The following is a 564-nucleotide window of genomic DNA, read 5'->3' on the forward strand; positions in this document are numbered from 1 at the left end:
ATAGTCCGGTGGTTAACGTATCAATCGCCCCTTTCGATGCCGCGTAATCAACATATTCCCCTGGCGAACCCAACCGTGAGGCCACCGAAGAGACATTGACGATAGCGCCGCCACTGCCACCATTTTTAAGCGCCATGCGTTTTACCGCCTCGCGGCAGCAGAGAAAATATCCCGTCACGTTGGTGGAAAGTACTCGGTTGATTCGCTCTGCGGTAAGGTTTTCAACGGTGCACTGGGTAAACAAGATCCCGGCGTTATTGACCAGCGCTGCTAGCGGTTCATCGTGCTGATCGATTGCTGTAAACATTGCGATGACCTGATTTTCGTCGCTGATATCCGCCTGGAGCACGAATGCCTTGCCACCGGCTTGCGTGATTAAGTTCACCACTTCCTGCGCCGCATGGAGGTTTTGTTGATAATTAACCGCCACCGTATACTCTTCTTTCGCCAACAGTAATGCAGTTGCCCGCCCGATGCCGCGACTGCCACCGGTCACAAGTGCTATAGCCATTTGTTTTTCCGAGAAAAATTAATTCGTTGACGTATCTTTGAGATTGCTAACAA

The 564-nt window shown here is 51.1% G+C and carries 1 protein-coding gene; it reads right to left on the reverse strand.

Annotation, left to right across the window (positions count from 1 at the left end):
- The coding region (locus I6F37_RS38545) for an SDR family NAD(P)-dependent oxidoreductase (RefSeq protein ID WP_225154150.1) at positions 1-511 on the reverse strand (511 nt) is incomplete at its 3' end.
- Positions 512-564 lie beyond the last annotated feature (53 nt).

The sequence above is a fragment of the Bradyrhizobium sp. NBAIM08 genome, from assembly GCF_020193935.1.
GTDB lineage: Bacteria > Pseudomonadota > Alphaproteobacteria > Rhizobiales > Xanthobacteraceae > Bradyrhizobium > Bradyrhizobium yuanmingense.